Raw genomic sequence first — 20,255 nt, 5'->3', positions numbered from 1 at the left:
CGCCCGGTTACATTTCGAACCCGGAAGCTAAGCCTTTCAGCGCCGATGGTACTGCAGGGGGGACCCTGTGGGAGAGTAGGACGCCGCCGAACAATCTTTAAGAAAAGCCCCGTGGGAGCCATTGGTTCCGGCGGGGCTTTTCTGTGTTGTCGGTGATCTTGGGACCCGCGGCGCGGTCCGGTCGGGGGGACAGGTAAGGTCAAGGGGCATCGTTGGCACATTTCCCACAGGAGGCCCCCGCGGTGGAGGTCCAGGAGACGCGGGTCCAGACCGATCGCGTCCTCACCATCCCGAATATCCTGAGCATGGCTCGCCTCGTCGGCGTGCCCCTGTTCCTGTGGTTGATCCTGTGGCCTGAATTCGGGGGCCCGAAGGCGGCCGACGGCTGGGCCCTGGTGGTCCTCGCCCTGAGCGGCGTCAGCGACTATCTGGACGGCAAGCTGGCCCGGCGCTGGAACCAGATCAGCAGCCTGGGCCGGATCCTGGACCCGGCGGCCGACCGCCTGTACATCCTGTCCACGCTCGTCGGTCTGACGTGGCGCGACATCCTGCCGATCTGGCTCACCGCGGCCCTGCTGGCGCGGGAACTGATGCTCCTCATCGCGGTGGGAATCCTCGGGCGTCACGGATACGGCCCTCCCCAGGTGAACTTCCTGGGCAAAGCAGCTACGTTCAACTTGATGTATGCCTTCCCGTTGCTCTTGCTGAGCGACGGAGATGGCTGGCTTCACTCACTCGCCGCTGTTTTCGGATGGGCGTTCGCAGGATGGGGTACGGCGCTCTATTGGTGGGCAGGGATCCTCTACGTGGTCCAGGTCCGCCGGCTCATCAGGGCGGACGCCACCGCCGACTGAGCTCATCGAACCGGCAGATAGTGCCAGGGCCCGGCGCCCGTAGGTAAGAACAGGAACAGCGGGCGCTCTGGGCGAGTGAAGTCGGCAAGACCGTCGTCTCTCAGAGGAGGACGCTTCCGACATGAAGGCCGTTGTGATGGCCGGCGGCGAAGGAACACGCCTTCGCCCCATGACGTCCAGCATGCCCAAGCCGCTGCTTCCTGTCGCCAACAGGCCGATCATGGAGCACGTACTTCGGCTGCTGAAACGGCACGGTCTCAACGAGACCGTGGTTACCGTGCAATTCCTCGCCTCGCTCGTCAAGAACTACTTCGGTGACGGCGAAGAGCTGGGAATGGAGCTCACCTATGCCAATGAGGAAAAGCCGCTCGGCACCGCCGGCAGTGTGAAGAACGCCGAGGAGGCCCTCAAGGACGACGCCTTCCTCGTCATCTCCGGTGATGCCCTCACCGACTTCGATCTGACCGATCTGATCCGGTTCCACAAGGAAAAGGGCGCCCTCGTCACGGTGTGCCTGACGCGGGTCCCCAACCCCCTCGAGTTCGGTATCACCATCGTCGACGAAGGCGGCCGGGTCGAGCGTTTCCTGGAAAAGCCGACCTGGGGTCAGGTCTTCTCGGACACCGTCAACACCGGTATTTACGTGATGGAGCCCGAGGTCTTCGACTACTTCGAGCCCGACGTGTCCGTCGACTGGTCCGGTGATGTCTTCCCGAAGCTGATGAAGGAAGGCAAGCCGATTTACGGCTATATCGCCGAGGGTTACTGGGAGGACGTCGGCACCCACGAGAGCTACGTCAAGGCCCAGGCCGATGTCCTCGAAGGCAAGGTCGATGTGGAAATCGACGGCTTCGAGATCTCGCCGGGCGTATGGGTGGCCGAGGGGGCCGAGGTGCACCCCGATGCCGTGTTGCGCGGTCCGCTGTACATCGGTGACTACGCCAAGGTCGAGGCCGGTGTGGAGATTCGCGAGCACACTGTCGTCGGCTCCAACGTCGTCGTCAAGAGCGGGGCGTTCCTGCACCGTGCCGTGGTGCACGACAACGTCTATCTCGGGCAGCAGAGCAATCTGCGCGGCTGCGTCATCGGCAAGAACACCGATGTCATGCGGGCCGCCCGCATCGAGGACGGCGCGGTCATCGGCGATGAATGCCTCGTCGGCGAGGAATCGATCGTCCAGGGCAATGTGCGGGTCTATCCCTTCAAGACCATCGAGGCCGGCGCCTTCGTCAACACCTCAGTGATCTGGGAATCACGCGGCCAGGCGCACTTGTTCGGCGCGCGCGGCGTGACCGGGATCCTCAATGTGGAGATCACCCCGGAACTCGCCGTGCGGCTCGCCGGCGCGTACGCCACCACCCTGAAGAAGGGGTCCACGGTCACCACCGCCCGCGACCACTCGCGTGGCGCCCGTGCCCTCAAGCGGGCGGTGATCTCGGCCCTGCAGGCCAGCGCCATCGACGTACGCGACCTGGAGAACGTCCCGCTGCCGGTCGCCCGCCAGCAGACCGCCCGCGGCAGCGCCGGCGGCATCATGATCCGTACGACGCCGGGTGTGCCCGACTCCGTCGACATCATGTTCTTCGACGAGCGGGGCGCCGACCTCTCGCAGGCCGGGCAGCGCAAGCTGGACCGGGTCTTCGCCCGGCAGGAGTACCGCCGCGCCTTCCCGGGCGAGATCGGCGACCTGGCGTTCCCGGCCAGCGTCTTCGACTCGTACACCGGCTCGCTGCTGCGGTCCCTGGACACCACCGGCATCGCCGAGTCGGGGCTGAAGGTCGTCGTGGACGCCTCCAACGGCAGCGCGGGTCTGGTCCTGCCCAGCCTGCTGGGCCGGCTCGGCGTCGACTCCCTGACCATCAACCCCGGCCTCGACGAGTCCCGGCCCACCGAGACCGCCGACACCCGGCGCTCCGGTCTCGTCCGGCTCGGCGAGATCGTGGCCTCGGCGCGGGCCGCCTTCGGCGTGCGCTTCGACCCCGTCGGCGAGCGGCTCTCCCTCGTGGACGAACGCGGCCGGATCATCGAGGACGACCGCGCGCTGCTGGTCATGCTGGACCTGATCGCCGCCGAGCGGCGCAGCGGCCGGGTCGCGCTGCCGGTGACCACCACCCGGATCGCCGAGCAGGTGGCCGCCTACCACGGCACGCAGGTGGAGTGGACGACGACCTCGCCCGATGACCTGACCCGGGTGGGCCGGGAGGACGGCACGGTCTTCGGCGGCGACGGCATGGGCGGCTTCATCATCCCGGAGTTCAGCAGCGTCTTCGACGGCGCCGCCGCCTTCGTCCGGCTGATCGGCCTGGTGGCCCGCACCCAGCTCACGGTCAGCCAGATCGACGCACGCATCCCGCGGGCCCACGTCCTGCGCCGCGACCTGGCCACCCCCTGGGCGGTCAAGGGCCTGGTCATGCGGCATGTCGTCGAGGCGGCCGGCGACCGCGACGTGGACACCACCGACGGCGTCCGGGTCGTGGAGCCCGACGGCCGCTGGATCCTGGTCCTGCCCGACCCGGCCGAGGCGGTCACGCACCTGTGGGCGGAAGGGCCGGACGACGCCTCCGCCCAGCAGCTGCTGGACGAGTGGTCGGCCGTGGTGGACAGCGCCGGACGCTGATCCGGACCCCACCGGCGGGCCGGGCATCGGCACGCCGGTGGGGCCATTGGGAGACTGCGGAGCCGACGTGCGACGATGTGCGGCATGTCGCAGCAGCGCCCCGATCGGAGCACACCGAACAGACCGGCCGCGCGCCCCGACGCGTCCATGTCGCTGCTGACCAACGTGATGGACCACAGCCTCGACGACGGTTACGCCGAGGCGGCCGCGCGCAAGTCCGAGGCCGGTGTGCGCGGTCTGCCGCGCACCCTGCGGGCGAAGTTGGGCCTCGCGGCCGGTCTGGTGCTGGCCGCGCTCGTGGTGACCGTCGGGGCGGCGCAGGCCCGGATATCGGCACCGACGCTCGCCAAGGAGCGTACGGAGCTGATCAACCGCATCCAGAAGGGCACCGGCGAGGCGGACCGGCAGCAGCAGCGGGTCGACGCGCTGCGGGACGACGTCAGCAGGATGCAGCGCGAGGCGCTGAAGCAACACGGTGGGGGCAAGGCCGAACTGCTCGCCCTGCTGGCCGGTTCGACGCAGGCCACCGGGCCCGGCGTGAAGCTCGTCGTGGACGACGCCAAGGGGGCCGAGTCCGGCGGCGGCGGGCCGCGGGAGAGCAGCGATTTCTCGGACACCGGGCGGGTGCGGGACCGGGACATGCAACGCGTCGTCAACGGCCTGTGGGCCTCGGGCGCGGAGGCCATCTCCGTCAATGGACAGCGGCTTACGTCACTCTCGGCGATCAGAGCCGCGGGAGACGCCATACTGGTCGACAACAAGCCGCTGGTGCCGCCCTATACGGTGCTGGCGGTGGGGGACGGGCAGCGGCTGAGCACCGCGTTCCAGGACAGCGCCGACGGTCAGTACCTGCACATCCTGCAGGAGAACTACGGCGTCCGCGCCAGGATTTCCGCCGAGAGCGAGCTGACGCTGCCGCCCGCGCCCAGCTTGATCGTACGTACCGCAAAGCCGAAGGCCGGTGCCGCCAAGCCGGACGGTGCCGACACAGGGAAGGGCACATCGTGATCGCCGTACTGGGCCTCATCGTGGGAGTCGTGGTCGGGCTGGTGGTGCGGCCCGTGGTGCCGACGGTGGTCGAGCCTTACCTGCCGATCGCTGTCGTCGCCGCGCTGGACGCCGTGTTCGGCGGTCTGCGGGCCATGCTGGACGGGATCTTCGACGACAAGGTCTTCGTGGTCTCCTTCCTGTCGAACGTGGTCGTCGCGGCGCTGATCGTCTTCCTCGGTGACAAGCTGGGCGTAGGTGCCCAACTCTCCACCGGTGTCGTCGTCGTGCTCGGCATCCGCATCTTCTCCAACGCCGCGGCGATCCGCCGGCACGTCTTCCGGGCGTGAGGCGGATGGCAACGGACGAGACCCCGGAGCCGGAGCAGCGGCCGGAGCGCCGGGAACGGCCGGAGCAGGCGCAGGAGCGCAGCGTGGCCGACCGGCAGCCGATGCCGCCGGAGAGCCGGAGCACCCCGGAACCGGCGAAGTCCGCGGACGACGCGGAAAGCCAGGAACCGGACACGACTGGACAGAAGCCGGACAACGGGGCAGACTCCTCGGCCCCGGCGGCGGACACCGGCGACGGGGACGCGGAACGCCCGAAGACCGGTCGGGAGCGGCTGGTGGCGAGCCTGTGGCCGCCGCGGCTGACCCGGGCTCAACTGATCGTCGCCCTGCTGCTGTTCATTCTCGGCCTCGGCCTGGCGATTCAGGTACGTTCCACGAGTGACAGCAGTGCGCTGCGAGGTGCGCGTCAGGAGGACCTGGTGCGCATTCTGGACGAGCTGGACAACCGCTCCCAGCGGTTGACGGACGAACAGCGGCGCCTGGAAGGGCAGAAGACCGAGCTGGCGAACAGCTCGGACCAGGCCGAGGAGGCCCGTAAGCAGACCGTGGAGAAGGAACAGCAGCTGGGTGTGCTGGCCGGGACCGTCGCGGCGCAAGGGCCCGGCATCAACCTGACCATCGACGACCCGACGCACTCCGTGGAGGCGGACAAGCTGCTGGACACCATCCAGGAGCTGCGGGCGGCCGGCGCCGAGGCCATCCAGGTCAACGACGTCCGGGTCGTCGCGAACACCTCCCTCTCGGACGTCCGGGGCGGGGTGGAGATCGACGGCAGGCGTGTCACGCAGCCGTACCGCTTCAAGGTCATCGGCAAGCCGGAGGATCTGGAACCGGCGCTGAACATCCCCGGCGGAGTGGTCCAGACGCTGGAAAAGGAGCAGGCCAAGGTGTCTGTGACCCGTGAGGAGAAGATCATTGTGGACGCCTTGCGGGCGGCGAAGCGGCCTGACTACGCTCGGTCGTCATCGCAGTGAGGCGTACAGGTATGTCGAGTGCCCCAGGAGGGCATGAGGTAGCGGGGGGTCGACGCACCGTGCGTGTGGTGTGTGGTGGAAACTGTCTGGAGGCCACGGACGTTCACTGGATGTCCGGATGGGCCGGTGTGTGCATCGAGGGTTCGTCCTGCCCCACGGGCGGGTCTGTTTCGTTCAAGGGGAATCGCCCGTGAAGTTGTTTGGAAAGCTGTTCGGCAAGAGCGCGCGCCAGGAGGGCGGCAGCGGCTCCGCGCGGCATCGCGCTGAGGGCCGGGCCGACGAGAGCGGCGCGACCGAGAACCGTCCCCTCTTCCGTGACGAGGTCGGCGGTCCGTCCGGGGGGCCCGGCGCGGGTTCTGTTGACCCCTCCGGTGCCGCCCGCATAGGTTCCCAGGAACCATCAGCCGCACCCACGGGCGGAGGTCCGGCCTTGCTGGTTTGTACGAGGTGTGGGCACCGGAACGCCGAGGCGAGCCGGTTCTGCTCCAACTGCGGCGCGCCGCTGCGCGCGGGCGCGCAGCCCGAGCGGGCGTCCGAGACGACGTCGACGATCTCCATTTCGGGGCTCGAGGCCTACGACTCGGAGACCACGGGCCAGAACCTCTCGCCCGCGCTGTCCCCGGAGGCCCAGGCGGCCGTCGACGCCCTTCCGTTGGGTTCGGCGCTGCTCATCGTCCGCCGCGGTCCGAACTCCGGCAGCCGCTTCCTCCTGGACAGCGAGCTGACGACGGCGGGCCGGCATCCGCAGAGCGACATCTTCCTCGACGACGTGACGGTCTCGCGTCGCCACGTGGAATTCCGTCGCGGCCCGGACGGCCTCTTCACGGTCGCCGACGTCGGCAGCCTGAACGGCACCTACGTCAACCGTGAGCGCATCGACTCCGTCGCCCTCAACAACGGCGACGAGGTCCAGATCGGCAAGTACCGCCTGGTCTTCTACGCGAGCCAGCGAGGCGCCGGCATCTGACCGGCCAGGGAAGGCATATGCGCCATACACCGAAAGGCGGTGCCGGGGATTCCGGCACCGCCTCCTCGGCCGGAAAGCCGGTGAGCATCGGCACGGTGCTCAACCAGCTGCGCGAGGAATTTCCCGAGGTCACCATCTCCAAGATCCGCTTCCTGGAGGCCGAGGGGCTGGTCGAGCCGAAGCGCACGCCTTCCGGGTACCGGAAATTCACCCCGGCCGACGTGGAGCGGCTGGCGAGCGTCCTGCGGATGCAGCGCGACCACTATCTGCCGCTGAAGGTCATCCGCGAGCATCTGGACGCCATCGAGCGCGGTGAGCAGGTCACGCTGCCGGCGCCTGCCGCGCCTGCCCGCGATCTGATCGAGGGCGTCCCGGAAGCGGGCGAGGAGACGCCCACGGCCAGCCGGATCGGCCGGGCCGAGCTGTTGGCCGCCGCCGAGGTGGACGAGGCGGCGCTCGCCGACTGGGAGTCGTACGGACTCATCGTCCCCCATGCGGAGGGCGGATACGACATCGAGGCCGTCACGGTCGCCAAACTTGTCGCCGACCTGGGGCGTTTCGGTCTCGAACCACGGCACCTGCGGGTCGTCAAGGCGGCCGCGGAGCGCGAGGCGGGCCTGGTCGAGCAGGTCGTTGCACCCCTTCGGCGGCACCGCAATCCACAGACCAGGGCCCATGCCGAGGCCACCGCGAGGGAGCTCGCCACGCTCTCCGTACGGCTGCACGCGGCGCTGGTGCAGAGCGCGCTGCGCGGCCGGCCGTAGTGAGCAAAAGAGTGCCCGACTACCCAAACCTGCCGGGCACGTCCTAGGGTTGCTGTGTGAACGAGCTCGACGTCGTGGGTGTCCGGGTGGAAATGCCTTCCAGCCAACCGATCGTGCTCCTGCGGGAGGTGGGGGGCGACCGTTACCTGCCCATTTGGATCGGGCCGGGTGAGGCCACCGCCATTGCCTTCGCCCAGCAGGGCATGGTCCCCGCCAGGCCGCTGACGCACGACCTTTTCAAGGACGTGCTGGAGGCCGTGGGGCAGGAGCTGACGCAGGTCCGCATCACCGACCTGCGCGAGGGGGTCTTCTATGCGGAACTGGTCTTCGCCAGCGGGGTGGAGGTCAGTGCCCGTCCGTCCGACGCGATAGCGCTGGCCCTGCGCACCGGAACGCCGATCTTCGGCACCGACGGTGTGCTGGACGACGCGGGGATCGCGATCCCGGACGAGCAGGAGGACGAGGTGGAGAAGTTCCGCGAGTTCCTCGACCAGATCTCACCCGAGGACTTCGGGACCAACAGCCAGTAGCCGGTGCGCCGGACGGGCGAAGGGTCTGATTCCGGCCAAACTATTTAGCCATTCCCCGCGCGAGGTCACGAGAAACCACTCGTAGGGTGATTATCACTCGGCGTGGCGAGCGCGGCGATCGTTGACGCACCCCGAGTGACTGCATACCGTCGATATGGCAGGTCCCGTCCGGGACGTGGAGGACGGAGGGCGGCGTGGCAATCACCGGCGACGGTATGGCGGCGGAAGGGGCGTTGCCGCTCCACGCGGGCGCAACGGCGAACCGCGCCCCGGCACCGGCCGCGGCGGTGTCGGGGGACTGCGAGGCGCAGAGCATCGGCTATCGCGGCCCGACCGCATGCGCGGCAGCGGGCATCACCTACCGGCAGCTCGACTACTGGGCGCGCACCGGCCTGGTGGAGCCGAGCATCCGGCCCGCGTACGGCTCCGGCACCCAGCGGCTCTACAGCTTCCGGGACGTCGTCGTCCTGAAGATCGTCAAGCGGCTGCTGGACACCGGGGTCTCGCTGCAGAACATCCGCACCGCCGTCCAGCACCTGCGCGCGCGGGGGCTGGCGGACCTGACGCGGATGACGCTGATGAGCGACGGCGCGACGGTCTACGAATGCACCTCGCCCGACCAGGTCGTGGACCTGCTCCAGGGCGGCCAGGGCGTCTTCGGGATCGCCGTGGGCGTGGTGTGGCGGGACGTGGAGGGCGCGCTCTCGCAGCTGCACGGGGAGCGCGTGGACACCGGCGAGACGCTGATCGGGAAGAACCCGCACGACGAGCTGGCGCGGCGGCGCAACCGGGCCGGCTGAGCCGCGCGCCCGGGCTCCGGCCCGGCGGCGGGTCGATTGTCAGTGCCATGCGGCAGCATCGGACATGTGAGACCCGCGCCGACGATCCTGCATCTGGACATGGATGCGTTCTACGCCTCTGCTGAGCAGGCGGCGAAGCCGAGCCTGCGCGGGAAACCGGTGGTGGTCGGCGGGATCGGGCCGCGTGGCGTCGTCGCCACGGCGTCGTACGAGGCCCGGGTCTTCGGGGTGCGCTCCGCGATGCCGACGGCCCAGGCACGCCGGCTGTGCCCCAACGCCGCATACCTCAGTCCGCGTTTCACCTTGTACCGCCAGGTGAGTGAAACGGTCATGGGGCTGCTGCACGCGCTGTCGCCGCTGGTGGAGCCGCTGAGCCTGGACGAGGCGTTCGTGGACCTGGAGGCGGGCGGGGTGGCCCCGGAGACGGCCGCGGTACGGGCCGTGGGGGAGCAGCTGCGGCGTGACATCCGGGCGGCGACCGGTCTGACCGGCTCGGTGGGGCTGGCCGGCGCCAAGATGCTGGCGAAGATCGCGTCGGAGCAGGCCAAGCCGGACGGCCTGGTGGTCATTCCGCCCGGCACCGAGCGGGAGCTGCTGGGCCCGATGTCGGTCCGGACGCTGCCCGGGGTGGGGCCCGCGACGGCCGAGACGCTGCGCCGAGCCGGGATCCACACGATCGCGGAGACCGCGGAGGCCGGCGAGGCGGAGCTGGTGCGGCTCCTGGGGAAGGCGCACGGCGCCGGGCTGTACGCGATGGCCCTGGGGCAGGACGACCGTCCCGTGGTGGCCGAGCGCGACGCCAAGTCGATCTCCGTCGAGGACACCTTCGAGGTCGACCTGACCGACCGGACGCGGGTGCGGACCGAGGTGCTGCGGCTGGCCGACCGCTGCGTCCAGCGGCTGCGGGCGGCCGGGCGCTCCGGGCGCACGGTGGTGATCAAGGTGCGCAACTACGACTTCTCGACGCTGACCCGCTCCGAGACGCTGCGCGGGCCCACCGACGACCCCGCGGTCATCCGTGAGGCCGCGGTGCGGCTGCTGGAGCTGGTGGACACCACCGGCGGTGTCCGGCTGCTGGGCGTGGGGGTCAGCGGGCTGGCCGACTTCACGCAGGAGGACCTCTTCGCCCAGCTGACGACGGAGCGGGAGGCCGAGGAGCTGGCGCGGGCCGCGGAGGAGCGGGCCGGGGCGGAGCCGGCTGGGGAGGCGCCCGAGGAGGAGCGGCCGCGGCGCTGGCATCCGGGCGTGGACGTGGTCCACGACGAGTACGGCGCGGGGTGGGTACAGGGCAGCGGGCTGGGGAGAGTGACCGTCCGCTTCGAGACGCCGTGGTCCGCACCGGGGAGGGTGCGGACCTTTGCCGTCGAGGACCCGGCGCTACGGCCGGGGGAGCCCCTGCCGCTGGTGGGCGGGGAGCCTGCGGCGGATCAGTCCTCCGATCCGGCGATCTTGCCGAAGTCCGTGTCGGAGGTGCCCGAATTGCCGGGGGACACCGCGTCGGAGTCGGGGGAGGAGATATCCAGGCGGTAGTGGTGGTAGAGCTGAAGTTCCTGCTCAGGGGAGAGATGGCGGCCCACACCGAAGTCCGGGGCGTCCTTGATCAGCTTGCGGTCGTACGGGATGTGCAGGCTCTCGCCGACCATTTTGCTGGGTTCCAGGGGGACGAACGCGTCCCGGCTGAAGAGCCCGGTGCGTACGGCTGCCCACTCCGGTTCCCCCGTCGCGTCGTCCAGATAGACCTCGTCGATGGTGCCTATCTTCGCGCCGTTACGGTCGAACGCTTTGCGGCCGATCAGGCTCCGGGGATCGATATCGGTTTGCACGGCCCCTCCAATTGGTCGCAACTGCCCTGTGACAACTACCAAACGGCACATTTCATGCCCCGGCCACTCGAAGGATCCTTCGAGTGGCGCGCTGGTAGGCTGGCGAATGGCCGCAGAACCCGTGCGGGAGAGTCCTTTGTCGTTCGCGACGAGGGCGCCGAAGGAGCAAATCCTCCCCGGAATCTCTCAGGCACACGTACCGCACGGACGAGGTCACTCTGGAAAGCAGGGCGGGCCGCGGAAGGCACAGCTCCGGGACCCCTCCTCACCGACGGTGAAAGCCGGTCTGCCGTGCGCGGGCCGGTGAAGCTCTCAGGTTGAGATGACAGAGGGGGAGGCCGTCCGGGCACCCGCGCCGTGGTGCCCCTCGTAGGTCGTACCGACCAGGAGGCCCCCGCAGATGACCACCAACCGCATCTCCTTGACCGAGCTGGAGCGCGGCATCCCCTTCGAGCACCGGCACATCGGCCCCGACCACGAGGCGCAGGCCAAGATGCTGGCGCACATCGGTTTCGGGTCGCTGGACGAGCTCACCGCCGCCGCCGTCCCCGACGTGATCAAGAGCGCGGAGGCCCTCGGCCTGCCGCAGGCCCGTACCGAGGCGGAGGTCCTGGCGGAGCTGCGCGGCCTCGCGGACCGCAACCAGGTGCTGGCCTCCATGATCGGCCTGGGTTACTACGGCACGTTCACCCCGCCGGTGATCCTCCGCAACGTCATGGAGAACCCCGCCTGGTACACGGCGTACACGCCCTACCAGCCGGAGATCTCGCAGGGCCGGCTGGAGGCCCTGCTGAACTTCCAGACGATGGTCGCCGACCTGACCGGACTGCCCACCTCCGGCGCCTCCCTGCTGGACGAGGGCACCGCGGCGGCCGAGGCGATGGCGCTCTCCCGCCGCGTCGGCAAGGTCAAGCAGGGCGTCTTCCTCGTCGACGCCGACTGCCTGCCGCAGACCATCGCCGTGATCGAGACCCGCGCCGAGCCGACCGGCGTCGAGGTCGTCGTCGCCGACCTCTCCGACGGCATCCCCGCCGAGATCGCCGAGCGCGGCGTCTTCGGCGTCCTGCTGCAGTACCCGGGCGCCTCCGGTGCCGTCCGGGACCCGCGCGCCCTGATCGAGCGTGCCCATGAGCTCGGCGCGATCGTCACCGTCGCCGCCGACCTGCTCGCGCTGACGCTGCTGACCTCGCCGGGCGAGCTCGGCGCGGACATCGCGGTCGGCACCACCCAGCGCTTCGGCGTCCCGATGGGCTTCGGCGGGCCGCACGCCGGCTTCATGGCGGTGCGCGAGCAGTTCGCGCGCAGCCTCCCCGGCCGCCTCGTGGGCGTCTCCGTGGACGCCGATGGCCACAAGGCCTACCGGCTCGCGCTGCAGACCCGTGAGCAGCACATCCGGCGTGAGAAGGCCACCAGCAACATCTGCACCGCGCAGGTGCTGCTCGCCGTCATGGCCGGTATGTACGCCGTCTACCACGGCCCCGAGGGCCTGCGGACCATCGCCCGGCGCACCCACCGCTACGCGGCGATCCTCGCCGAGGGCCTGCGGGCCGGCGGCGTGGAGCTGGTCCACGGCGCGTACTTCGACACGCTGACCGCCCGGGTGCCCGGCCGGGCCGCCGAGGTCGTCGCCGCCGCCCGCGAGGCCGGCATCAACCTCCGCCAGGTCGACGCGGACCTGGTCGGCATCGCCTGCGACGAGACCACCGGCCGCGCCCAGCTGACCGGCGTCTGGGCCGCCTTCGGCGTGCAGGCCGACATCGAGAAGCTCGACGCGGCCACCGGCGAAACGCTCCCGCAGACGCTGCTGCGCACCGACGACTACCTCACCCACCCGGTATTCCACGAGCACCGCTCCGAGACCGCGATGCTGCGCTACCTGCGCACCCTCGCGGACAAGGACTACGCGCTGGACCGCGGCATGATCCCGCTCGGCTCCTGCACGATGAAGCTGAACGCCACCACCGAGATGGAGCCGGTCACCTGGCCCGCGTTCGGCCAGCTGCACCCCTTCGCTCCGGCCGACCAGGCCCAGGGCTACCTCACGCTGATCCAGGAGCTGGAGGAGCGCCTCGCCACCGTCACCGGCTACGACAAGGTCTCCCTCCAGCCCAACGCCGGCTCCCAGGGCGAGCTGGCCGGCCTGCTGGCCGTCCGCGCCTACCACCGCGCCAACGGGGACGAGCAGCGCACGGTCTGCCTGATCCCGTCCTCCGCGCACGGCACCAACGCCGCCAGTGCCGTGATGGCCGGCATGAAGGTCGTCGTCGTCAAGACCGGCGAGGACGGCGAGGTCGACGCCGACGACCTGCACGCCAAGATCGAGAAGCACCGTGACGAGCTCGCGGTCCTGATGGTGACCTACCCCTCCACCCACGGCGTGTTCGAGGAGCACATCACCCAGATCTGCGCGGCGGTGCACGACGCCGGCGGCCAGGTCTACGTCGACGGCGCCAACCTGAACGCGCTGGTCGGCCTCGCCGAGCCGGGCAAGTTCGGCGGCGACGTCTCGCACCTCAACCTGCACAAGACCTTCTGCATCCCGCACGGCGGCGGCGGCCCCGGCGTCGGCCCGGTCGCGGTGCGCGCCCACCTGGCGCCGTACCTCCCCAACCACCCGCTGCAGCCCACCGCGGGTCCGGAGACCGGCGTCGGACCGATCTCGGCAGCTCCCTGGGGCTCCGCGGGCATCCTGCCGATCTCCTGGGCGTACGTCCGCCTGATGGGCGGCGAGGGCCTCAAGCGCGCCACCCAGGTCGCGGTCCTCAGCGCCAACTACGTCGCCAAGCGCCTGGAGCCGCACTACCCCGTGCTCTACAACGGCCCCGGCGGCCTGGTGGCGCACGAGTGCATCATCGACGTCCGGCCGCTGACCAAGGCGACCGGCGTGAGCATCGACGACGTCGCCAAGCGGCTGATCGACTACGGCTTCCACGCGCCGACGATGTCCTTCCCGGTGGCCGGCACGCTCATGATCGAGCCGACCGAGAGCGAGGACCTCGCCGAGCTGGACCGGTTCTGCGACGCGATGATCGCCATCCGCGCGGAGATCGAGAAGGTCGGCACGGGGGAGTGGGACAAGGACGACAACCCGCTGCGCAACGCCCCGCACACCGCGGGCGCGCTGAGCGGCGAGTGGACCCACCCGTACTCCCGCGAGGAGGCCGTCTTCCCGGGCGGTGTCGTGGCGGCCGAGAAGTACTGGCCGCCGGTGCGGCGCATCGACGGCGCCTTCGGTGACCGCAACCTCGTCTGCTCCTGCCCGCCGCTGGACGCGTACGACGCCTGAGCCGTTCCACGGCAACAGCAAGGGCCCTCGGCAGGTGTTCTGCCGGGGGCCCTGGTGGTTCTTGCCGGGTGCGCGGGGTCAGGCCGCCGCGGTGACCCGGGCCCGGTGCGGGGCGATGACCTGCCCGTCCGGCAGCAGCTCACCGGTGTCCTCGAAGAGCAGGACGCCGTTGCAGAGCAGGCTCCAGCCCTGCTCCGGGTGGTGTGCCACAAGATGTGCGGCCTCCCGGTCGGTGGAATCCGCTGAGGGGCAAGGTGGTTGGTGCTGACACATGGAAGTTGTCTTTCGCTGCGGTGTGGTGAAGGTCGTCGTGCGGCTCGATGAGCTCGATGAGATGGCCATGGCCGCTCCCCCGTTTCTTCGGTCGGTCCCAGTGTTGCCCTACGGAAGTGATTCCGCAGGGATTTCGCAGCAGCGGTACTCACTCGATATCGACGCGTCACCCGTGCGGGCGGTTGCTCCCAAGTGCTCTCCTCTCCAAGGAGGTTGGGAGTGGTACCCGCGGGCTAGGCCGCGCGGGTGAGCACGACAGCGTGCCCCGTGGCCGGAAGGGCCCACGGGGCACGCTCGTGAGGGGCGTGGTGCGCCGGTGCGCGGGTACCCGGAGGGACGCCGCCGGCTTGCGGCTCAGGCCGGTTCGCGCAGCTCCAGGGGCGCGGAGGCCAGACGCAGGGTGAGCCGGGGGAGCAGGTCGGCGACGTGGTGCGGGCGGTGGGCGGCGATGCCCGGCGGGGCGGGCGCCAGCGGCACCAGCAGGTCACCGGCCGCCGGCAGCCCCTCGGCCCCGTCGGAGGAGAGGTCGTGATGCAGCCACAGGGTGAGCATGTACAGCTCCGGCACGGACAGCAGCCGGGGCTGGTAGGGCGTGGTGAGCGCCTCGGACTGCGCCAGCGCCCGTTCGGTCGAGGCGACGTAGGGGCCGCCGCAGAACCGCCCGAAGGTCCAGCCGTCCGCGGTGAGCACCGCTTCGGCGGTCGCCACGGCCCGTTCGCCGCCGCGGACCAGGAACTGCCAGCCGGCCAGCCGGGTGTGCGGCGTGCCGTCGGCCCGGCTGACGTCGTCCCAGACGTGCAGGGGCAGGGGGTGGTCGGGGCTGAGCGGGCCCTGATGGGCGCGCAGGGCGGGGACGGGGGCCTCGCGGACGGCGGTGGGCGAGCCGAGGGCGGTCAGGATGCTGCGCAGGGCGGGCGCGGGGGCAGGGGCAACGTGCAGCGGCATGGTGGGTCGCCTCTCACTTCGGAGACACGGTGGAGCGCGGCAGGTGCAAACGGCGCTGTTTGCGTGCGGGGTCAGAGCGTGGCCGGCCGGGGCTGCGGCCCGGCGTGGGGAATCAGGGCCCGTCGTCGAACCACGGCACGGGTGGGAACACCGCGACACGGGGCGCCAAGTCTCTGCCTCGTAAGCGGAGTTTATACGACGTATGTTCTGAAAGTGTTTCGGCTACTGGCCTTGCGGATTTCCGGCAAGGCGGAATCCGGACCGGTCTGCGAGGTGATTTACTCCAATTTGTACGGAGCCTTTGTCGCGCCACCTCCCATTACCTCGCCGATGCGGTAGGCCGGATCTCGTCGGTGAATCTCACGAGCGAAATGCGGACGGCGATCGCCGCTGAGATATGCCTCTGGTAGATGCCGGACGGCGCACCACTTCGAGCCTATCGGCACCAGGCCGCCCCGGAGGCGTTATCGATCAGATTGCCGGGGCATCATCGACCGTAGCGCGAGCCCCGGCGTGCCCGGGTTCGCCCCCAAGCGGCCCGTGGCCGCGGGCCGTTCACTGGAGGAGGGACCCTTTCGATGGGGGAGAAGGTCGCCGCGGACGGGATCGACCTGGCGGACCGGGAGCGTTATCGAAGAAAGCTACACGACTGCCTCGAAGGATTGCACAGGCTCCTGGTGGAGAAGCGGTTCGACCGGCCTCGGAATCTCATGGGTCTGGAGATCGAGCTCAATCTCGCCGGCGCCGACGGGCGGCCCCGCATGCTGAACTCCCAGGTTCTCGAACGGATCGCCAGCCAGGATTTCCAGACCGAACTCGCCCAGTGCAATCTGGAAGTCAATATCCTCCCGCACCGGCTCTCCGGCCGCGTCCTGGACCAGCTCGCCGAGGAACTCCGCACGGGCCTGTGCTACGCCGAAAGAAAGGCCCGCGAAGTCGCCGCCGGGATCGTGATGATCGGCATTCTGCCGACTCTGAACGCCACCGACCTGACCGTCGCCAGCCTCTCCGAGAACGACCGCTACGTCCTGCTCAACGACCAGATGCGGGCCGCCCGCGGCGAGGACTTCGTCCTGGACATCCAGGGCGTCGAGCACCTGGTGGCGCGTTCCCCCTCGATCGCCCCGGAAGCCGCCTGCACCTCCGTCCAGCTGCACCTCCAGGTGACACCGGGCCGCTTCGCCGCCGTATGGAACGCGGCCCAGGCCGTCGCCGCCGCACAGATCGCGGTCGGCGCCAACTCGCCGTTCCTCTTCGGCCGTGAACTGTGGCGGGAGTCGCGGCCGCCGGTCTTCCAGCAGGCCACCGACACCCGCGCACCGGAACTACAGGCACAGGGCGTACGCCCGCGCACATGGTTCGGCGAACGCTGGGTCGAGTCCGCATACGACCTCTTCGAGGAGAACCTGCGCTACTTCCCGCCCCTGCTCCCGGTGTGTGGACCCGAGGAGCCGCTGCGGGTCCTGGCCGAGGGCGGCGTGCCCGACCTGGCCGAACTGGTGCTGCACAACGGCACGATCTACCGCTGGAACCGCCCCGTCTACGCGGTCGCCGATGGCGTCGCCCACCTCAGGGTCGAGAACCGGGTGCTGCCGGCCGGCCCCACCGTCGCCGACACCATCGCCAACACCGCCTTCTACTACGGCCTGGTGCGCGCCCTGGCCGAGGAGCCGCGCCCCATCTGGTCCCGCCTCCCGTTCGCCGCCGCGGCCGGCAACTTCGACACCGCCTGCCGGTACGGCATCGACGCCACCCTGCAATGGCCCCGCCCCGGCCGGACCACCGCCCTCGCCGATATTCCGGCCGTACGGCTGGTACGCCAGGAACTGCTGCCGCTGGCAGCCCGCGGACTGGACGCCTGGGGGGTGGAGCCGGCCGACCGCGACCACTACCTGGCCATCATCGAGGAGCGCTGCCGGCGGCGGGTCAACGGCGCCTCCTGGCAGGCCGCGGCCTACCACTACGCCCGCCGTCAGGGTCTGGACCGGGACGCCGCACTCGCCGCGATGACCCGGCGCTACAGCGAACTCATGCACACCGGGCAGCCGGTGCACACCTGGCCCGTCGCCTGGCCGTTCGGCGCCCGCACCGCGGTGCCGGGCCCCCGCCAGGCGGCGACCGAGGGGGCGTAGCCGCCACCGGGGCGAGGCCGGGGGAAGCTTGCGGCGCGCGGGTCAGCGCGGGGCCTTGCTGCCCGCCGCCATGATGGCCTTGAGAACCACCTGGTGGATCTGCGACGGATCGTCCACCCGGTGGGCCGAGCCACCCGTGGGCGCCACGATCCGGTCCAACGCCGATGCGTCGGCCTCCGGACCGATCGCGACGGCGATCAGCGGCACCGGACGCCCCGGATCCGACAGCTTCCCCAGCTTGGCGACCAGGGCATCCAGCCCGATGCTGCTCGCGTCGTCGTTGGCGCCGTCGGTGACGAGCACCACCGCGTTGAACTTCCCGCTCGCGTACGTCCGGCGGGCCTCCTCGTAGGCGGCGAGGACGGTGTCGTACAGACCGGTGGCGCCGTGGGGCACCGGGGCCAGCGAACCGAACGCGGCGGCGAGCGCGTCACGGTGGGTGCCGTCGTCGCCCTCCGGGTCGCCGAGGCGACCGGTCGGGGACAGCTCCTGATAGTCCTTCTCGCCGTCCAGGTGGGTGGCGAACTTCCACAGTCCGATTTCGTCCTCGGGTGTGAACGTGGCCAGCGCCTGGAGGAGCGAATTCCGGGCGAGGTCCATCCGGGTCTGGCCGCCCCGCCCCGGCACCGGGCTGCCCATCGACGCCGAGGCGTCCACCACGGTGGAGATCCGGGCACTCTGCACCGTGATCGTCCACATGCCCAGCAGGGCCTGGAGCTGCTTGGCCGTCGGAGGGTCGGCCGGTGCGGCGCTGTACGGCTGCGGATCGCGCCCGCCGGCCGCCGCCACCACCTCGGCGTCCGCCGTGCCGTCCCCGGTCCGGAAGCCGTGCTCGTGCAACGCGCGCTGCCCGCCGGGCTCGCCCAGCAGCGTCATGAAGCGGCTGGCGGCCCGCGACTGCTCGGGGCTCATCTCGTCCTCGTCTACCAGGGCGTACGGGTAGTCGAGCCGGGCCGTGCCGTCCTCCGGGTAGAAGAGATCGAGGTCCGGGCCGCCGTCCGAGCTCTCGTTGTGGGCGAACGCGGCCTGTTCGGACAGCAGCAGCGCCTGGTTACGGCGCGGATTTCCCTGCTCGGCACCGGAGCCGTCGCGCGGCAACGTGGCCATGACCTGATCGTCGCCGTCCGCGACCCGCTGGTAGAGGAGCTTGGCGGTGGCCGCCGTACGGGTGTCCGCCTCGTCCCTGTCCTCGGCGTCCTCGGTGTTGGCGGCGCTGATACGGGACAGGGCGAGCAGCCCGGTGGCGCTGCGGGTGGGGTCGGCGACACCCAGGCGCAGACCACCACCCGAGGTCGCGCTCCGGGTGAGACCGGCCCAGGTGTAGCGCTTGTTGGGCCAGCCCAGGGACTTGGCTGCCTTCGGGACGGCACCCAGCGCCAGGGGTGACGAGGCGATGGGGCCGGCGGCCGTCAGCGGAGTGCCGCTCTCCGCCGCGACCCGGTCCACCCACAGGCTCGAATCCGGTATCCAGACCTGGAACTCCGGGTCCGCGGGCCGCTGTCCGAAGGAGTCGGCGAGCTCGTGGGAGGGCCGCGCGACGACCCGGACGTCGAGACACCTGCCGTCGGTGCGTGTCGCCTTCTCACGGGCCGCAACGGCCACCGCCTCGACGGCCGGCGCAATATCGGGCGAGGCGGCGACAGGGAGCCGCACCGACGGGCCGTCGCACCGCTCACCGAAGGGCAGCAGGCCGCTGCGCAACGCCACTACGGAACCGGCGGCGACCGCGAGGACGAGGCCGGTGGACAGGACGATGGTGCGGCGCCGGGAGCCGGGCCGGGCCCCCGTGGACCGCGCTGTGGGGCCGTCGGGCAAGCTGTGTCGTCCCATTGCGGTAGCGCCTCTCCTTCTCGGAGCTCGATCGGGAATCGATGGGGGAGGAGGGAATGCGCCACGTGGATGGCGCCCGTCCCCGGCCTGTCGCGCGCGATCTTCGTACCTGCTGTCGAGACCCTAGCGGGGCGGTGGTGGCGAAGAGGTGGTAATGCGGAAGTGGAGGAAGCGTGGAGTCGGATACAAGTCCCGGGTCTGGTGCGGACGTTCCGGGGGAGGGCTCCGGCGCCGGGGCGGGACCAGGCGCGTCCCAGCAGCCCGCCCGGAGCGTCCTGCGCAGTGAGACGCTGATCGTGCTGGCCCTGTCTGTGGGCGCGAGCGCGGTGTCGTCGCTGATCAGCTTCATCGGGTCGCTGACCAAGCCCGGTGGCCTCAAACACCAGGCGGCGACCCTCAACGCCTCCCATGCGCCCGGGCGGCCATGGCTGGATCTCGCCTGGCAGCTGTTCGGGATCGCCACCGCCTTGGTGCCCGTGGTGCTGGTCGCGCATCTCCTGATGCGCGAACGGGCCGGCGGACTCCGCGCGATCGGCTTCGACCGGCGGCGGCCCGGCTTCGACCTCGGCCGGGGAACGGGCCTGGCGGCCGCCATCGGCGGCAGCGGTCTGCTGCTCTATCTGGGCGCGCGGGCGGCCGGTGTCAATCTGACGGTGGTCCCCGAGGCGCTGCCCGATGTCTGGTGGAAGATCCCGGTACTGATCGCCTCCGCGGTGCAGAACGCCGTACTGGAGGAGGTCATCGTCGTCGGCTATCTGCTGCGCAGACTGGGTCAGTTGGGCTGGACCCCGATGGCCGCCCTGGTGGCCAGCTCTCTGCTGCGCGGCTCGTACCACCTCTACCAGGGCATCGGCGGCTTCCTCGGCAACATGGTGATGGGCGCCATCTTCGTTCTCCTCTACCGCCGCTGGCGCCGCGTCGGCCCCCTGGTGGCCGCCCACGCCCTCATCGACACGGTCGCGTTCGTGGGCTACGCGGTATTGGCGGGGCGAGTGGGGTGGTTGCCTACGGGGTGAGGGTGGGCCTGGGGGCCCTTTGGGGGTGTGGGGTGAGTGCGAGGGCCCTTTGGGGTGGTGGGGGCTGTCTCTTATACACATCTGACGCTGCCGACGAAGAGGATAGT

The 20,255-nt window shown here is 70.4% G+C and carries 17 protein-coding genes, 1 rRNA gene and 1 riboswitch; of the genes, 14 read left to right on the top strand and 4 right to left on the bottom strand.

Going from position 1 to position 20,255, the window contains the following annotated elements; genetic code table 11:
• From rrf to IG62_RS0138505, 11 genes are all read left to right on the top strand, one after another.
• A 5S ribosomal RNA gene (rrf, locus tag IG62_RS43560) occupies positions 1–92 on the top strand; the annotation flags it as partial.
• 150 nt (positions 93–242) lie between these two features.
• Positions 243–854: a CDP-alcohol phosphatidyltransferase family protein gene (locus IG62_RS0138550; protein WP_030815048.1), complete on the top strand. Its 612-nt coding sequence runs from the start codon at positions 243–245 to the stop codon at positions 852–854.
• Positions 855–975: 121 nt separating this feature from the next.
• Positions 976–3,471 carry a mannose-1-phosphate guanyltransferase gene (locus IG62_RS0138545; RefSeq protein ID WP_030815046.1) on the top strand — a complete coding sequence of 832 codons (2,496 nt, stop codon included), beginning with the start codon at positions 976–978 and terminating at the stop codon, positions 3,469–3,471.
• Between the two features lie 75 nt (positions 3,472–3,546).
• Positions 3,547–4,479: a DUF881 domain-containing protein gene (locus tag IG62_RS0138540; RefSeq protein ID WP_199812583.1), complete on the top strand. Its 933-nt coding sequence runs from the start codon at positions 3,547–3,549 to the stop codon at positions 4,477–4,479.
• A complete protein-coding gene (locus IG62_RS0138535) occupies positions 4,476–4,808 on the top strand; it encodes a small basic family protein (RefSeq protein ID WP_003984969.1) in 333 nt (110 codons plus the stop codon). The genes IG62_RS0138540 and IG62_RS0138535 overlap by 4 nt, the downstream gene beginning before the upstream one ends.
• Positions 4,809–4,813: 5 nt before the next feature.
• A complete protein-coding gene (locus IG62_RS0138530) occupies positions 4,814–5,782 on the top strand; it encodes a DUF881 domain-containing protein (protein ID WP_030815042.1) in 969 nt (322 codons plus the stop codon).
• A gap of 118 nt (positions 5,783–5,900) precedes the next feature.
• Positions 5,901–6,749: an FHA domain-containing protein gene (locus IG62_RS45755; protein ID WP_078872501.1), complete on the top strand. Its 849-nt coding sequence runs from the start codon at positions 5,901–5,903 to the stop codon at positions 6,747–6,749.
• 17 nt (positions 6,750–6,766) lie between these two features.
• On the top strand, positions 6,767–7,513 hold the full coding sequence (locus tag IG62_RS0138520; protein ID WP_030815035.1) for a MerR family transcriptional regulator: 747 nt from the start codon (positions 6,767–6,769) through the stop codon (positions 7,511–7,513).
• Between the two features lie 56 nt (positions 7,514–7,569).
• Positions 7,570–8,043, top strand: coding sequence for a bifunctional nuclease family protein (locus tag IG62_RS0138515; RefSeq protein ID WP_006606439.1), 474 nt, complete (start codon positions 7,570–7,572; stop codon positions 8,041–8,043).
• Between the two features lie 194 nt (positions 8,044–8,237).
• Positions 8,238–8,843, top strand: coding sequence for a MerR family transcriptional regulator (locus tag IG62_RS0138510; RefSeq protein ID WP_037840367.1), 606 nt, complete (start codon positions 8,238–8,240; stop codon positions 8,841–8,843).
• 66 nt (positions 8,844–8,909) lie between these two features.
• A complete protein-coding gene (locus IG62_RS0138505; protein ID WP_030815029.1) occupies positions 8,910–10,373 on the top strand; it encodes a DNA polymerase IV in 1,464 nt (487 codons plus the stop codon).
• Here the strand turns inward: IG62_RS0138505 and IG62_RS0138500 are convergent.
• On the bottom strand, positions 10,271–10,666 hold the full coding sequence (locus IG62_RS0138500) for a PRC-barrel domain-containing protein (RefSeq protein WP_030815026.1): 396 nt from the start codon (positions 10,664–10,666) through the stop codon (positions 10,271–10,273). The two genes, IG62_RS0138505 and IG62_RS0138500, sit on opposite strands and share 103 nt — an antisense overlap.
• A 114-nt stretch (positions 10,667–10,780) precedes the next feature.
• A riboswitch (glycine riboswitch) is annotated at positions 10,781–10,878 on the top strand.
• A gap of 188 nt (positions 10,879–11,066) precedes the next feature.
• On the opposite strand from IG62_RS0138500, the gene gcvP reads away from it, so the two are divergent.
• Positions 11,067–13,952: an aminomethyl-transferring glycine dehydrogenase gene (gene gcvP, locus IG62_RS0138490; protein WP_030815023.1), complete on the top strand. Its 2,886-nt coding sequence runs from the start codon at positions 11,067–11,069 to the stop codon at positions 13,950–13,952.
• 78 nt (positions 13,953–14,030) lie between these two features.
• On the opposite strand, the gene IG62_RS0138485 is transcribed toward gcvP, so the two are convergent.
• Entirely contained in the window at positions 14,031–14,225 is a 195-nt protein-coding gene (locus IG62_RS0138485) for a DUF5999 family protein (protein ID WP_030416598.1), read from the bottom strand.
• Positions 14,226–14,579: 354 nt separating this feature from the next.
• Positions 14,580–15,170 (bottom strand): hypothetical protein, encoded by a 591-nt coding sequence (locus tag IG62_RS0138480; RefSeq protein WP_030416599.1) that lies wholly within the window; start codon positions 15,168–15,170, stop codon positions 14,580–14,582.
• Between the two features lie 578 nt (positions 15,171–15,748).
• Here IG62_RS0138480 and IG62_RS0138475 point away from each other — a divergent pair.
• Complete coding sequence (locus tag IG62_RS0138475) at positions 15,749–17,302, top strand: glutamate-cysteine ligase family protein (protein ID WP_030815020.1); 1,554 nt, start codon at positions 15,749–15,751, stop codon at positions 17,300–17,302.
• 42 nt (positions 17,303–17,344) lie between these two features.
• Here IG62_RS0138475 and IG62_RS0138470 read toward each other — a convergent pair whose 3' ends face one another.
• Positions 17,345–19,132 (bottom strand): substrate-binding and VWA domain-containing protein, encoded by a 1,788-nt coding sequence (locus tag IG62_RS0138470; RefSeq protein WP_030815017.1) that lies wholly within the window; start codon positions 19,130–19,132, stop codon positions 17,345–17,347.
• A 173-nt stretch (positions 19,133–19,305) separates the two neighbouring features.
• Here IG62_RS0138470 and IG62_RS0138465 point away from each other — a divergent pair, with 173 nt between their 5' ends.
• Positions 19,306–20,148, top strand: coding sequence for a CPBP family intramembrane glutamic endopeptidase (locus IG62_RS0138465; protein WP_030815015.1), 843 nt, complete (start codon positions 19,306–19,308; stop codon positions 20,146–20,148).
• Positions 20,149–20,255 lie beyond the last annotated feature (107 nt).

This window comes from Streptomyces sp. NRRL S-337 (genome assembly GCF_000720175.1).
Classification (GTDB): domain Bacteria; phylum Actinomycetota; class Actinomycetes; order Streptomycetales; family Streptomycetaceae; genus Streptomyces; species Streptomyces siderophoricus.
This window is presented reverse-complemented; position numbering and strand designations above follow the sequence as displayed.

Coding starts and splice junctions, on each gene's coding strand:
- IG62_RS0138545 (WP_030815046.1), top strand. CDS start 976: ATGAAGGCCGTTGTGATGGCCGGCGGCGAAGGAACACGCCTTCGCCCC.
- IG62_RS0138540 (WP_199812583.1), top strand. CDS start 3,547: ATGTGCGGCATGTCGCAGCAGCGCCCCGATCGGAGCACACCGAACAGA.
- IG62_RS0138530 (WP_030815042.1), top strand. CDS start 4,814: ATGGCAACGGACGAGACCCCGGAGCCGGAGCAGCGGCCGGAGCGCCGG.
- IG62_RS45755 (WP_078872501.1), top strand. CDS start 5,901: ATGGGCCGGTGTGTGCATCGAGGGTTCGTCCTGCCCCACGGGCGGGTC.
- IG62_RS0138520 (WP_030815035.1), top strand. CDS start 6,767: ATGCGCCATACACCGAAAGGCGGTGCCGGGGATTCCGGCACCGCCTCC.
- gcvP (WP_030815023.1), top strand. CDS start 11,067: ATGACCACCAACCGCATCTCCTTGACCGAGCTGGAGCGCGGCATCCCC.
- IG62_RS0138485 (WP_030416598.1), bottom strand. CDS start 14,225: ATGTGTCAGCACCAACCACCTTGCCCCTCAGCGGATTCCACCGACCGG.
- IG62_RS0138480 (WP_030416599.1), bottom strand. CDS start 15,170: ATGCCGCTGCACGTTGCCCCTGCCCCCGCGCCCGCCCTGCGCAGCATC.
- IG62_RS0138475 (WP_030815020.1), top strand. CDS start 15,749: ATGGGGGAGAAGGTCGCCGCGGACGGGATCGACCTGGCGGACCGGGAG.
- IG62_RS0138470 (WP_030815017.1), bottom strand. CDS start 19,132: ATGGGACGACACAGCTTGCCCGACGGCCCCACAGCGCGGTCCACGGGG.